This window comes from Pseudomonas sp. SZ57 (assembly GCF_009495975.1).
GTDB lineage: Bacteria > Pseudomonadota > Gammaproteobacteria > Pseudomonadales > Pseudomonadaceae > Aquipseudomonas > Aquipseudomonas syringae.
Map to the genome: position 1 here is coordinate 1 of NZ_WIBD01000001.1, position 13,718 is coordinate 13,718.

A 13,718-nucleotide genomic window follows, 5' to 3' on the forward strand; every position below is an offset into this window, starting at 1 on the left:
CTCACAAGCCGGGTCTTTTAGCTAAATTGCTCTATAGCGCTTTTCGAGCACGATGGCACAGACGACGCAAATTGCGACGTTTGTGACGGCTGAGTCCTGGCGCTGATCCGGGGGTAGCCTGGCTGGACGCCAGGCTACCCCCGGATCAGTGCCAGAGCTCAGCCGTCACTAACGTCGCACTCTGCGTCGTCTGTGCCATCGTGCTTGAAAAGCGCTTTTTTTGGGGCAGTGGCTGCGGGCAAGGCGTTAGATTGTTTTGACCATCGTCCCCACGCTGGAGCGTGAGGAACGATAATCTCAACTATCGTGCCGACGCGTATTGGTACGCCGTTCTGAACGCTACAACCCACCCACATGAAACGCCTTCACTTCCAGGTATTCATCCAGTCCGTAGCTGGAGCCTTCGCGGCCCAGGCCGGATTGTTTGATGCCGCCGAACGGGGCGACTTCCATGGAGATGATGCCGGTGTTGAGGCCGACCATGCCGAACTCCAGCGCCTCGCCGAAACGCCATGAACGGCGCAGGTCCTGGGTGAAGTAATAAGCGCCAAGGCCATAAGGCGTGGCGTTGGCCAGTGCCAGCGCTTCGGCTTCATCTGTGAAGCGCATCAGCGGTGCGACCGGGCCGAAGGTTTCTTCGTTGGCCAACAGCATGCCCGCGTGGGTGTCGCCCAATACCGTGGGCTGGACGAACTGGCTGGTGCCGTCGGGAGAACCGCCGTGCAGCAGTTTCGCCCCCTGGCTCAGTGCATCGTCGATATGCCGGGCGACTTTGCTGACCGCCGCCGGATTGATCAGCGGGCCGATGGTCACGCCCTCTTCCAGCCCGTTGCCGACCTTGAGCTTGCTCACTTCTTCCACCAGCCGTGCAGCGAAGCGGTCGTAGATGCCGTTTTGCACCAGAATCCGGTTGGCGCACACGCAAGTCTGCCCGGCGTTGCGGAATTTGCTGAGCATGATGCCCGTCACCGCCTGTTCCAGGTCCGCGTCGTCAAACACGATGAAGGGCGCGTTGCCACCCAGTTCCAGGCTCAGACGCTTGATGTGTTCGGCGCTCTGGCGCATCAGCAGACGGCCGACCGGCGTTGAACCGGTGAAGGAAATCTTGCGCACTACCGGGTTGCTGGTCAGCTCTTCGCCAATCCCGGTGGGCATGCCAGTGATGACGTTGAACACCCCGGCAGGAATGCCCACGCGTTCGGCCAGCACCGCCAGCGCCAGGGCTGACAAGGGCGTGAGGTCCGATGGCTTGACGATGATCGGGCACCCGGCAGCCAGCGCCGGCGCGCACTTGCGGGTGATCATGGCGTTGGGGAAGTTCCACGGCGTGATCGCGGCGCAGACACCCACCGGTTGCTTGAGGGTCATCAAGCGACGGTCTGCGCTGGGCGCGGGAATGGTTTCACCGTACGAGCGACGCGCCTCTTCGGCGAACCATTTGACGAAGCTGGCACCGTAGCGGATCTCGCCGCGCGACTCGTTCAGCGGCTTGCCCTGCTCAAAGGTCATGATCAGCGCCAGGTCTTCGACGTTGTCGAGCATCGCCTGATGCCAGCGCTCCAGCAGCGCCGCGCGTTCGGCTGCGGGACGTGCGCGCCAGGCCGGCCAGGCGCGATCGGCCGCTTCAATGGCACGCCGGGTTTCGACGCCCTGCAGGGCTGGCACCTGCGCCAGCGTCTCGCCGGTGGCCGGGTTGTTGATGGTCAGGGTTGCACCATCGTCAGCGCTGATCCATTGCCCATCGACGTAGGCGCGGTCTACCAGCAGGCTGGGGTCTTTCAACTGATTCTTGAGCATGATCAAGTCCTGTTCCGGGATGACTGCCAGTCTAGGCAGACGCCACAGTCCAGGATGCTGAAAGCAGGATAACGGCAGCGTCCGATGCTGAAATTTGCCTGCGGACGGCAGCCTCTACTGCTTCAACGACCCCAGCAGACTCTGCAAAAAACGCTCGCCTGCGTCCATCTGACTCTCGTCGATAAACTCGTCCGGCTTGTGCGCCTGCTCGATGGAGCCTGGCCCGCAGACCACCACCGGCACGTTCAGGCGCCCGGCGAACAGACCACCCTCGGTGCCATACGAGACCTTGATGTGCTGTGTGCCCGGTTCGGCAAACGCATGCAGCAGGCGCACTGCCTCAACGCTTGGATGGGTCTCCAGGGCCGGGTATTCGTTTATGACCTCGATCTCGATGTCTGCCACACCCGACAGCTGTCGCGCTTCACGTACCAGCACCTCGGCACGCTCGCGCAATTGCTCCAGCAACGCATCGGGGTTGTCGCCCGGCAGGTTGCGGTACTCGAATTCCAGGGTGCACAGGTTGGGCACGATGTTCAGCGCCTTGCCGCCATCGATACGGCCGATGTGCACGGTGCTGTAAGGGATGTCGTAACCCTCGTCACGCGCGCCTTGCTGTTCGATCTGCTTCTGGCTCTTGCGCAGTTCGGCGATGAAATCGCTGGCCAGGTGAATCGCGTTGACCGCGCGCGGTGCCAGCGAGGAATGCGCCTCCTGACCTCGACAGAAGGTGCGATAGGACGCCTTGCCCTTGTGACCGACGGCGAACTGCATCAGGGTCGGCTCGCCAACCACGCACAGGAACGGACGTACCGGTGCCAGGTGCAGGACGTCAAGCAGCCGCCGCACGCCGACACAGCCGATCTCTTCGTCGTGGGACAAGGCCAGTTGCAGCGGGCGCATCAGGGGCATGTCTGCGGCATCGAGCATTGCGTCGATAGCCAGGGCGATAAAGCCCTTCATGTCGCAGGTGCCACGGCCGTAGATGCGCCCGTCACGCAGGGTTGCCTGAAATGGTGGCATGGTCCACGCCTGACCGGCCGCAGGAACCACGTCGGTGTGGCCGGACAGCAGCACGCCCGGTACATCGCGCGGGCCGGTGCTGGCGAACAGGTTGGCCTTCTTGCCGGTCTCGTCCTTGACGATCAGCGACTCGATGCCTTTGCTGGCCAGCAGTTCGCGGACGTATTCGATCAGCGCCATGTTCGGCTCCGACGACACGGTGTCGAAGGCGATCAGACGCTTGAGGATTTCCAGTGCGCGGGGGCTCATGAGGCTTTACTCGTCTGTTCGGTGAGGTTGTCCACAAGGCTGACGTCAAACCGGCGGATGTCGAACGGGCTGATCGAGGTGCTGGTCGTGCCGGTGCTGATCAGTTCGGCCATCACGTCGCCCACGCCCGGGCCGAGCTGGAAGCCGTGACCGCAGAAGCCGAACGCATAGAACAGGCCGTCGACCTTGCCGCTGCGGCCCATCACCGGCAGCGAGTCCGGCGTGTAGCCTTCGATGCCGCTCCACACGCGGATGATGTTCAGGTTGCCGACACCGGGCAACAGGCGACGCATCTGCTGCACCTGATTGACGATGCTGCGCGGCTCGACATAGGCGCGGCGGTTGATCATGTCCGGCTTGCTGCGAAAACCGCCGCCGATGATGATGTTGCCGCGGGCGATCTGCCGGAAGTAGATCACTTCGTGAGGGATTTTGGTGAACACGCCGATCACTGTCGGCAGTGCATACGGCACCGGCTCGGTGACGGCCATCTGCGGACCATGGGTGTCCAGCGGCACGGATTCGCCAAACTGTGTGGAGAGTTTCTGTCCCCAGGCGCCAGCGGTGATCAGCAACTGATCGGCGCTGAAAATGCGCCCGTCAGTGGTGGTGACTTCAAATTCGTTACCGACCTTTTCCACATGAGCCACTTCGGTGCGCTCTTCGATCCGCGCCCCGGCCCGAATCGCTGCGCGGGCAAAGGCAGGTGCAGCCAGGCGCGGGTTGGCGTGGCCATCGTGTGGCGCATAAGACCCGCCCTTCACGTCCGGCCCGAGAAACGGAAAGCGCTCGTGCAGCGCTTGCCCGCTGTAGATTTTCAGGTCCAGCTCACGGGCTTCCGGGGCTGCTGCGTAGGCTTCCAGCTCGGCGATTTCGTCCTCGCGGTAGCAGACGCGCATGTGGCCGCTGGGGAGGAATTCCAGGTCTTCACCGATCAGCTCCGGCAGCCGCTGCCAAAGGGCTCTGGAACGGTTGGCGAGTTCCAGCTGACCGAGATGCCGGCCCTGACGGCGCACGTTGCCGAAGTTCACGCCGCTGGCGTACTGGCCGATCACGTCGCGCTCCAGCAGCGTCACCGACTTGCCGCGCTGGCGCAGAAAGAACGCTGATGCCGAGCCCATGAATCCGCCGCCGACAATCAGTACGTCCACCTTTGGCTGCTTCATGATGTCACCTCGTCGATCAGCATCGACAACGGTTTGACCGGCGCCTGACCGCGCTGGCGACCGACCTGCTCGACCGGCACGTCGGCTTCGGCTGCGATCACCTCGGCCCCGGCCTGTGAGCAGTAACGGCCCTGGCAGCGGCCCATGCCGACGCGACTGAAAGCCTTGGCGCGATTGACTTCGCAGGCGCCTTTTTCACGTACGACGCCGCGCAACTCACCGGCGCTGATCATCTCGCAGCGGCAGACAATCGCATCATCCGGCAAGGCCGCCGCTTGGGCCGCAGGCCACGGAAACGCTTCGGCCAGCCCGACCCGAAAGCGGTCCATTGCCACCAGGCTCTTGCGCACTTCTGCCTGACGCGAGTTATCCACAGGCAGGTCAAGGTCTTCCAGCAGCGCCATCGCCACCAGTCGCCCGGCCTGTTCCGCCGCATCGGCGCCACGAATCTTCGCGCCGTCACCTGCGGCGTAAAAACCTTTGACCGAGGTACGCCCCTCTTCATCGACTGCCAGCACCCATTGCCCGGACGCTTCGTCGAAGCGCAACTGGCAGCCGGCCAGATCAGCCAGCTGGGTTTCCGGACGCAGGTGATAACCCAGCGCCAGGGCATCGCAATCGACGTCCAGCGCGGTGCCATTGGCCAGCTTCACACGCACGCCGGTCACGCCGTCCTGTTCGCTGCCGATGATTTCCTCGGGCTGCACGCCCAGATGCACCGGCACCCCGGCGCTGTACAGTTGGCCCAGCAATTTCATGCCGTTGAACAGCAGACCGGGGCGCGCCAGCAATTTGGGCATCGCGCCGATGCGTTTGCCGAACGGTGAGGTGTCGAGCACTGCGGCGACATCGGCACCGGCTTTGACGTACTGGCTGGCAACCAAATACAGCAGCGGACCGCTGCCCATGAACACCACGCGACTGCCAATCGAGACCGATTGCGACTTGAGCGCAATCTGCGAGCCGCCGAGGCTGTAGGTGCCTGCCAGTTGCCAGCCCTTGATCGGCATCAGACGGTCGGTGGCCCCGGCACACAGGATCAGCGCGTCGTATTCGATCACGGTGTGCACGCCCTGACTGGCACAGCACAGCTCGCCGTGGGTCAGGTTCCAGGCCAGGGTGTCGGGGCGGTAATCGATCTGCGGGCGCAAGCGATCGAAGCTTTCATGCAGGTCACGCGCTTTGGCCGCTTCGGTGCCATACAGCGCCGAATAATCGCGCTTGAAGCCTTCTGGCTGACGGCGATAGATCTGCCCGCCGTCACGTCGGTTTTCGTCGATCAGGATCGGTTTGATGCCCGCAGCCAGCAAGGTTTCGGCGCAGCGGGTGCCTGCCGGGCCTGCGCCGATGATGACCACTCTCGGGCTGCCAGGGTTGCGAACGTCTAACCGTGAAGAAGTGGCCATTTCGCCTCCGGTTGGGTGGTGACGATGTCGAGTCCGTCGCGGACTTCGTTTGAGCAGGCGCGCAGCCGCTCGCCGCTGCGGGTCCAGACCCAGCAATCCTGGCAGGCGCCCATCAGGCAGAAACCTGCACGGCGTCCCGAGTCGAACTCGGACTGGCGTAATGTGGCCTTGCGTGTCAGCAACGCCACCATCAGGGTATCGCCCTGCAATGCCTCGATGGGCGCGCCATCGACCATCAGGCTCACGACCGGGCGATCACGCTCGCCCAGCCTCACAAAACGGCCATTCATGCGTAAGCTCCGACGGTTTCAGGATTCAGGTTTTCTTGCACGGCCTGCAGCTCGTCGCTGTCGCGGTGGCAAAGGATCTCGCTGCCACCTGCGATCAGGCGACGGCCCGGCGCGGTCTTGTTGCACAGGCCTTCGATTCGGGCCGGGCAGCGATTGAGGAAGGTGCACAGCTCCGGATTGTTGGCCGGTGCGCTGATGGGCGGCAGGTTGCCGCTGGTTACGCCGCAGGTCTCCAGCCAGCCCTGACGCAGTTCCGGCACCGAATGCACCAGCAAGTCGGTGTAGGGGTGGAACGGCATTCGGCTGAAGGCTTCGCGGCTGCCCTCTTCGACCTTGTGGCCGCTGTACATCACCACGATGTCGTCGCACAGCGCACGCACGGTGGAGATGTCGTGGCTGATGAACAGGTAGGAAACCCCGAGCTTGCGGCGCAGTTCGCCGAGCAGTTCAAGGATGCACGCACCCACCACGGTATCCAGCGCCGAGGTCACTTCATCACAGAGGATCAGGTCGGGCTTGGCCGCCAGCGCGCGGGCCAGGTTGACGCGTTGTTTCTGCCCGCCCGAGAGTTCGTTGGGACGCCGCTCGGCCAGCTCGCGGGGCAGGCGCACCAGGTCCATCAGCTCGTCGATGCGCTCGCGCAGGGCCTTGCCCTTCAGGCCGAAATACATCTTCAGCGGGCGCGCCAGAATTGCACTGATGCTGTGCATCGGGTTGAGCGCGGTGTCGGCGTTCTGGAACACCATCTGGATGCGCCGAAACTGTTCTTCGGTACGCCCCGCCAGGGTGCCGGACAACTCGGCGCCGTCGAACGTCAGGCTGCCATGCGCCGGGTCCAGAAGACCGGCGACCACGCGGGCCAGCGTCGATTTGCCCGAGCCGGACTCGCCTATCACGCCGATGGCCTGACCACGGCGGATGGTCAGGTCGATGTCTTCCAGCACGCGAATCATCGGCATGCCTTGCAGGTTCTTTTTGCCGTAGCCCGCCGTCAGTCCCTTGATGGTCAACAGCGTGCTGTCCTTGACCACTTCGCTGGCCGGGCTCAACACCTTGTCCGGGCGCGCTGCCGCCAGCAGGCTGCGGGTGTAGGCGTCCGCAGGGCCTTTGAGCAGTGCCGCGGTGCTGCTCTGTTCGATGATCCGCCCGCCATTGAGCACCACGATCTGATCGGCCATCTGCGCCACCACCGCAAGGTCGTGGGAGACATAAACCGCCGTGGCACCGCGGTCGCGGACCACCCGCTTGAATGCGCGCAGCACGTCGATCTGCGTGGTGACGTCCAGTGCGGTAGTCGGCTCGTCGAGGATCACCAGCAACGGATCACTGATCAGCGCCATTGCCGCCATGACGCGCTGCAACTGGCCGCCCGAGACCTGATGCGGATAACGCCGGCCGATGCTTTCCGGATTGGGCAGGGCCAGGTCGCGGAATAGCTCGACAGCCTTGGCTTCCAGTTCCGCGCGGCTGCCCAGACCGTGAATCAACGCACCTTCGATCACCTGATCGATCAGCTTTTTTGCCGGGTTGAAGGCCGCTGCGGCGCTTTGCGCAATGTAGGAAACGCGGTTGCCACGCAGGCCCTGCAATTGGCTTTCGGGCAGGCTGAGCATGTCGTGCTCGCCCACTTGAACCACCCCGCCGGCCAGCGTGCAACCGCGTCGGGCGTAACCCAGCAGGGCCAGCGCGATGGTGGTCTTGCCGGAGCCCGACTCACCGATCAGTGCCAGCACTTCACCTTTTTCCAGCGCAAAGCTGACACCTTTGACGATCTCCAGCTCGCCATGGTCGCCATCGGCAACCACGCGCAGGTCTTGCACACGAATCAACTGGCTCATCTCAATGCCCTCCCGAACGACGACCGCGCCGCGAGGCCAGCCGGTCGATGAGCAGGTTCACGCCGATGGTCAGAGTGCCGATGGCCAGTGCCGGGATCACAATGGCCGGCGCGCCCTGGCTGAGCCCGCCGATGTTCTCGCGGACCAGCGAGCCAAGGTCGGCGTCAGGCGGTTGTACACCGAGCCCCAGAAAGCTCATGCCGCTGAGCAGCAAGACGATGAAGCCGAAGCGCAGGCCCAGGTCGGTCATGACCGGGTTGAGCATGTTCGGCAGGATTTCCCGGCAGGCAATGTAGATACGGCCCTCGCCGCGTGTGCGCGCCACTTGCACGTACTCCAGCGCCTCGATGTTCACCGCCAGGCTGCGCGCGATCCGAAATGCGCCCGGCGTGTAGCTCAGTACCGCCGTGCAGATCAGCAGCACCTCGGACGAGCCGAATGCCGAGACCATGATCAGCGCCAGCATTTTGCTGGGGATCGAGATGAATGCATCCATCAGGCGGCTGATGATTTCGTCCAGCCATCTTGGCGCGACCACCGACAGCAGCGCGCACAGGGTGCCGATGCCGCTGGCCAGCACGGCAGAAATCAATGCCAGGCCGACGGTGAAGCGCGCGCCGACCAGTACGCGGCTGAGCATGTCGCGGCCCAGGTAATCAGTGCCGAACGGGTACGCTGCGCTCATGTTTTCGAACATGTTGTCGGAGACCACTTCGCCCACCGGATGCGGTGCCAGCCAAGGGCCGAACAGAGCGACCATCAACCAGATGAAGCACACCGTAGCGCCCAGCAGGCCAAGCCATGAGGTCGGACGGGAAGCCTTTTTGCGAAGCACCGGTTGCGGCGCCGCAGGCGTCGATTTCGCAATGAATTGAGTCATTGGGTTCTCAGCCTCGGATTGGAAAGAATTGCACACAGGTCGGCCATCAGCACCAACCCAAGGTAAGCGGAGCAGAACAGCATCGTGCAGCCCTGTACCAGGGCCATGTCACGGTTGGTCACGGCATCGACCATCAGGCTGGCGATGCCGGGATAGTTGAAGATGGTCTCGACGATGACGACGCCGCCGAGCAGGTACGACAGGCTCAGTGCCACGGCGTTGACGATCGGCCCGATGGCGTTCGGCAAGGCATGGCGCAATACGATACGCACCGGGCTGACGCCCTTGAGGCGCGCCATTTCCACATACGGGCTGTCCAGCTGGTCGATGACCGCCGCGCGGGTCATGCGCGCCATCTGCGCCACGATCACGCAGCACAGGGTCATCACCGGCAACGCGTAGGTGCGCATGAACTGCCACGGCGAGCTGACATCGGCGCCGTAGGACAGCGCGGACAGCCAGCCCAGATTGACGGCGAAAATCAGCACCGCCAGCGTCGCCACCAGAAATTCGGGTACGGCGACCAGTGACAGGGTGATGAAATTCAGCGCGCTATCCAGGCGACTGCCGCGGTACATCGCTGCGCCAATCCCCAGTGCCAGCGCTACCGGTACCGATACCAGCGCGGTGGTGGCCGACAGCATCAGGGTTTTGGGGAAGCGTCCGGCAATCAGCTCCGACACCGGCATCGCGTTGGAGACCGATTCGCCGAGGTTGCCGCCGAGCAGGTTGGTCAACCAATGCAGATAACGCACCACACCTGGCTGATCGAGGCCCAGCTGGGTACGCAATGCCGCGACCTGTTCAGGCGTCGCGAATTGCCCAAGGGCCTGTTGTGCGGCGTCTCCAGGTAATACCGCCGTTATGGCGAAGACCACGATGGAAACGATCAACAACGTCACGATCGCCGCGCCGAAGCGCTGCACGATCAACCAGAGTGTGTTGCTATTCATCTGCGTCCTCCTGCTCGGTTCAGCGTTTCATTTACGCGTCCAGCCACACCTGCTCGCTGAACATGTAACCCATGAAGCCGCCCAGCGGGTTGCTGGAGTAGCCCTGGATACGCTTGTCCACACCGTCGATGTTGCTGATGAACACAGGGATGCCAATGCCGCAGTTCTGGCTGACCAGAGCCTGCATGTCGCCATACATTTTGCCGCGCTTGGCTTCGTCGGTTTCGCCACGGGCCAGCAACAGCAACTGGTCGAACTGGTCGTTTTTCCAGCCGGATTCATTCCACGGCGCGGTGGACTGGAAGAACTGCGAGAAGATTACGTCGGCGTTCGGGCGCGGGTTGATGTTGCCGAAGCTCAGCGGGTGCTTCATCCAGTGGTTGGACCAGTAGCCGTCGCTTGGCAAACGGTTGACGTTGAGGGTCAGGCCGGCCTGCTTGGCGGACTGTTGCAGCAGCACGGCGATGTCCACCGAACCGGTCGCGGCAGGCGATGCCGCGACGGCCATGGTGATCTTTTCCATGCCGGCTTTCTTGAGCAGGAATCTGGCTTTTTCCGGGTCGTAGGCGCGCTGTGGCAGGTCAGCGTTGAAGTAGCGCGAGCCTGGCGAGATCGGGTGGTCGTTACCCACGCGGGCGTAGCCACGGAACACCGCCGATTTGACCTGTTCACGGTCCAGCAGGTACTTCATGGCCTCGGTGAATTCCGGGCTCTTGCCAGGCATCTGGTCCTGACGAATGATCAGGTCGGTGTAGTTGCCGGACGGCGCATCGACCACGCGGTGTTTGGCGCTGGCGGCAATGCGTGTGGTCGAGCGCGGATTGACCTCGTTGATCATGTGCACATCGCCGGACAGCAGCGCATTGACCCGCGATGGCTCGTCGGCGATGGCGATGAATTCGATTTCGTCCAGGTACGGCAGGCCCGGCTTCCAGTAGTTGGGGTTGCGCGCACTGACCGAGCGCACGCCAGGGTTGAATTCCTTGACGGTGAACGGCCCGGTACCGATGCCTTTGCTGAAGTCGGTGGTGCCTTCGGGCACGATCAGCAGGTGCGAGACCGCGAGGATCGACGGCAGCTCGGCGTTTGGCGAGCTGAGGGTGATCTGCACCTCCAGCGGGCCGGTGGCCTTGATCTCGGAAAACTGCGCCATCAGTGGCAGGACTTTCGAGCCGGTGGCCGGGTCCTTGTGGCGCGACAGGGAGAACACCACGTCGCCAGCGGTCAGCGCCTTGCCGTTGTGGAAGGTCACGCCCTGGCGCAGGGTCACGGTCCAGACTGTGGCGTTGTCGCTTTCGATCTTCTCGGCCAGCTCCATGTGCGGCACCAGATGGCTGTCGAAACGCGTCAGGCCGTTGTAGAACATGAAATGACGTACGTAGTCGGTAGACAGCGCGCCCTTGGCCGGGTCCAGCGTATCGGCGGTAGAACTGGACATGCCGGCAACCCGAATGCGGCCGCCCGGCTTGCCTTTGACAGGGGCATCCGCGTCGTCGGCAAAGACCTTGCCGGCCGCGCCGAACAGGCTGGTGGAGCCCGCCGCAACTACACCTGCAACACCCAGCATGCGCAACGCATCGCGCCGCGACAGGCCACGATTGAGACCTTCGAAAACCCGCAGGCTGTCTTCACCTGTGATCAACGCGGAGTCGGTTTTTTTATCAGCCATATCAGTTCTACCTGTCGAAAAGGGGAAATTCCGAATTGCTCACGGTTGGCCGGAGCGTCCTTCAAACACACACGACGACGGTCAGACAAACACTCAGTGGCGGCTGTCCTGATAGCGGTAATACGCGCCTACCAGCGGCAGAAACCATGGCTTGCCGAAATGGCCGGGAATGGCTGGCCAGCTCAGGTCCTTCCAGGGGTTGGCCTGCGCCTTGCCTTCCATGACTTCGGCCATCATCCGCCCCATGTGCACCGACATCTGCACACCGTGGCCGCTGTAACCCATCGAGTAGAAGACCCCGTTGTGTTCGCCTGCACGTGGCAGACGGTCGGAGGTCATGTCCACCAGCCCGCCCCAGCAGTAGTCGACCTTGACGTGTGCCAGTTGCGGAAACATCTGCACCATGGCCGCCTGCAGCACCTTGCCGCTCTTGGCGTCGGAGCTGCTGTTGGACATGGCGAAGCGCGCCCGCCCGCCGAACAGCAGGCGGTTATCCGGTGTGAGGCGGAAATAGTTGCCGATCAAACGGCTGGTCACGTAAGCGCGCTGGTGGGGGAACAGTTGGTCGATCAGCGCTTGCGGCAACACTTCAGTGACGATGACAAAGCTGCCGACCGGCACGATGCGCCGGCGATACCAGCCCAGTCCGCCATGCTGGCAGGCACCGGTCGCCAACAGCAGCTGGCCGGCCTGGATCGAGCCTTTCGAGGTGTTGACCACAAAGCCGCCACGGTTGGCTTTCCAGTCCTTTACCGTCGCGTTCTGATACACCCTTGCGCCATGGCGCACGGCCGCATCGGCGAGACCCAGACCGAAACGTCCGACATGCATCTGTATGCCGTTGCGCTGCAGCAGGCCACCGTGAAACTCGTTCGAATCGATTTCGGCGCGCACGTCCTGAGCGGACAGCAGCTCGACGTCAGCATCGACTTCACGGCGGATCAGCTCGCAGGTGCGCGCCAGTCCTTCGTAATGCCCTGGCTTGGCCGCCAGCTTGAGCTTGCCGTTACGCTTGACGTCGCAGGCGATGTTTTCTTCGTCGATCACCGTCACGACGCTCTGCACCGCGCTTTCGTAAGCCTTGTAATACTCGCGGGCCTGATCGGCACCCAGGGTTGCGCTTAACGACGCATAGTCCTGGGCCACGCCGGTATTGCACTGTCCGCCATTGCGCCCCGACGCTTCGCCGATCACCCGGCCCGCTTCCAGAACCACCACGCTGGCACCTTTCAAGGCCAATGCACGCGCCGCCGCAAGGCCGGTGAAACCGCCACCGACCACCACCACGTCAGCCTGCCCCTCCACTGCGCCGTCCTGCGCGCCGGTAAAGTCTGGAGCCGTATCGAGCCAGTAAGACTCACTGCGCATATCGTTCCCCTTGTCACTCATCGAAGAGCACCTTGAAAAATGCCGGTGTCACGCGATTTGCCTGGCTTAGAGGCCGACCAGAGCGGCCAGTCCGCCGATATCCGGAATCTGATGATATTCGTAGAAGCTGTTGGCGGGCTGTTCATGACCGCGAGCCACAAATGCCTTGTTTTTGATTTTCATGTCATGCGCCGAGAACAGGTCGTAACGGAAGCTCGATGACACATGCAAGATGTCTTCCGGACCGCAACCCAGGTTGTCGAGCATGAACTCGAAGGCTGCCAGACGCGGCTTGTAGACCTTGGCCTGGTCGGCGGTGAACACCTTGTGGAACGGTGCACCGAGCTTTTCGACGTTGGACATGATCTGGCTGTCGCTGGCGTTGGAGTAAATCACCAGCGGGATCTTGTCGGCGATTTTCGCCAGACCGGCAGGCACATCGGCGTGTGGGCCCCAAGTCGGCACGGCGTCGTAATACAGTTGGCCTTCTTCGCGGTATTCAACGTTCCAGCGCTTGCAGGTGCGCGCCAGTGCAACCTTGAGGATTTCGTCGTATGGCATCCAGTCACCCATGACCTGATCCAGACGATACGCCGAAAAATCCCTGACGAACTGATCCATCTGTTCAGCCGGAACGCGGTCGGCAAACAGCTCGCGCGTCATGGTGCCCATGTGGAAATTGGTCAACGTGCCGTAGCAGTCGAACGTAATGAATTTTGGTCGAAGAAAGCTCATTGTGTGCGGTCCTGAAAGTTCGTTGAGGTCATGGCATGACGAGCAATCCGGCCTGATGTCCAGGGGCGGTGATGCACGCTGCAGCACAACCTCATTACAACACCGTGAAATCAGCAGATGGCGTTAAAAGTGATGGCTGCTTGATAGAAACCACCGTTTTGAGGTGCGCGCTCAGCAGACTTTGCGGGGCGCTCCAGCCTTGGGCAGAGCCCGGTTTTCGGCGCTTTTATGACCCTTTTCAGGGCGCTCGGGCTCAAACACGCGGGTTTGCGCCGCAGAAACTGCGCCGCGTCGGTGGTTGGCGAGTGACAAATGCCGGCAGCTATATAAAGAGCCTGAACGCG

Annotated in this window: 11 protein-coding genes; all 11 read right to left on the reverse strand. The window is 62.6% G+C overall.

Features of this window, described 5'->3' with window-relative positions:
- Positions 1 to 339: 339 nt before the first annotated feature.
- Positions 340 to 1,797 (reverse strand): NAD-dependent succinate-semialdehyde dehydrogenase, encoded by a 1,458-nt coding sequence (locus GE543_RS00005; RefSeq protein ID WP_046236621.1) that lies wholly within the window; start codon positions 1,795 to 1,797, stop codon positions 340 to 342.
- 114 nt (positions 1,798 to 1,911) lie between these two features.
- A complete protein-coding gene (argE, locus tag GE543_RS00010; protein WP_153220052.1) occupies positions 1,912 to 3,069 on the reverse strand; it encodes an acetylornithine deacetylase in 1,158 nt (385 codons plus the stop codon).
- Positions 3,066 to 4,235, reverse strand: a complete 1,170-nt coding sequence (locus tag GE543_RS00015; RefSeq protein ID WP_046236619.1) for an FAD-binding oxidoreductase — start codon at positions 4,233 to 4,235, stop codon at positions 3,066 to 3,068. Before GE543_RS00015 ends, argE begins: the two co-directional genes overlap by 4 nt.
- Complete coding sequence (locus GE543_RS00020) at positions 4,232 to 5,641, reverse strand: NAD(P)/FAD-dependent oxidoreductase (protein ID WP_153220054.1); 1,410 nt, start codon at positions 5,639 to 5,641, stop codon at positions 4,232 to 4,234. Before GE543_RS00020 ends, GE543_RS00015 begins: the two co-directional genes overlap by 4 nt.
- Complete coding sequence (locus tag GE543_RS00025) at positions 5,620 to 5,931, reverse strand: (2Fe-2S)-binding protein (RefSeq protein ID WP_003408290.1); 312 nt, start codon at positions 5,929 to 5,931, stop codon at positions 5,620 to 5,622. The genes GE543_RS00020 and GE543_RS00025 overlap by 22 nt, the downstream gene beginning before the upstream one ends.
- Positions 5,928 to 7,769, reverse strand: coding sequence for an ABC transporter ATP-binding protein (locus tag GE543_RS00030; RefSeq protein WP_153220056.1), 1,842 nt, complete (start codon positions 7,767 to 7,769; stop codon positions 5,928 to 5,930). Before GE543_RS00030 ends, GE543_RS00025 begins: the two co-directional genes overlap by 4 nt.
- A gap of 1 nt (position 7,770) precedes the next feature.
- Entirely contained in the window at positions 7,771 to 8,649 is an 879-nt protein-coding gene (locus GE543_RS00035) for an ABC transporter permease (protein WP_003408293.1), read from the reverse strand.
- Positions 8,646 to 9,602, reverse strand: a complete 957-nt coding sequence (locus GE543_RS00040; protein ID WP_003401718.1) for an ABC transporter permease — start codon at positions 9,600 to 9,602, stop codon at positions 8,646 to 8,648. The genes GE543_RS00035 and GE543_RS00040 overlap by 4 nt, the downstream gene beginning before the upstream one ends.
- Before the next feature lie 31 nt (positions 9,603 to 9,633).
- Positions 9,634 to 11,271, reverse strand: coding sequence for an ABC transporter substrate-binding protein (locus tag GE543_RS00045; RefSeq protein ID WP_046236616.1), 1,638 nt, complete (start codon positions 11,269 to 11,271; stop codon positions 9,634 to 9,636).
- Between the two features lie 93 nt (positions 11,272 to 11,364).
- Positions 11,365 to 12,639 (reverse strand): FAD-binding oxidoreductase, encoded by a 1,275-nt coding sequence (locus tag GE543_RS00050; protein ID WP_046236624.1) that lies wholly within the window; start codon positions 12,637 to 12,639, stop codon positions 11,365 to 11,367.
- A 66-nt stretch (positions 12,640 to 12,705) separates the two neighbouring features.
- Positions 12,706 to 13,374: a haloacid dehalogenase type II gene (locus tag GE543_RS00055; protein ID WP_003408298.1), complete on the reverse strand. Its 669-nt coding sequence runs from the start codon at positions 13,372 to 13,374 to the stop codon at positions 12,706 to 12,708.
- Positions 13,375 to 13,718 lie beyond the last annotated feature (344 nt).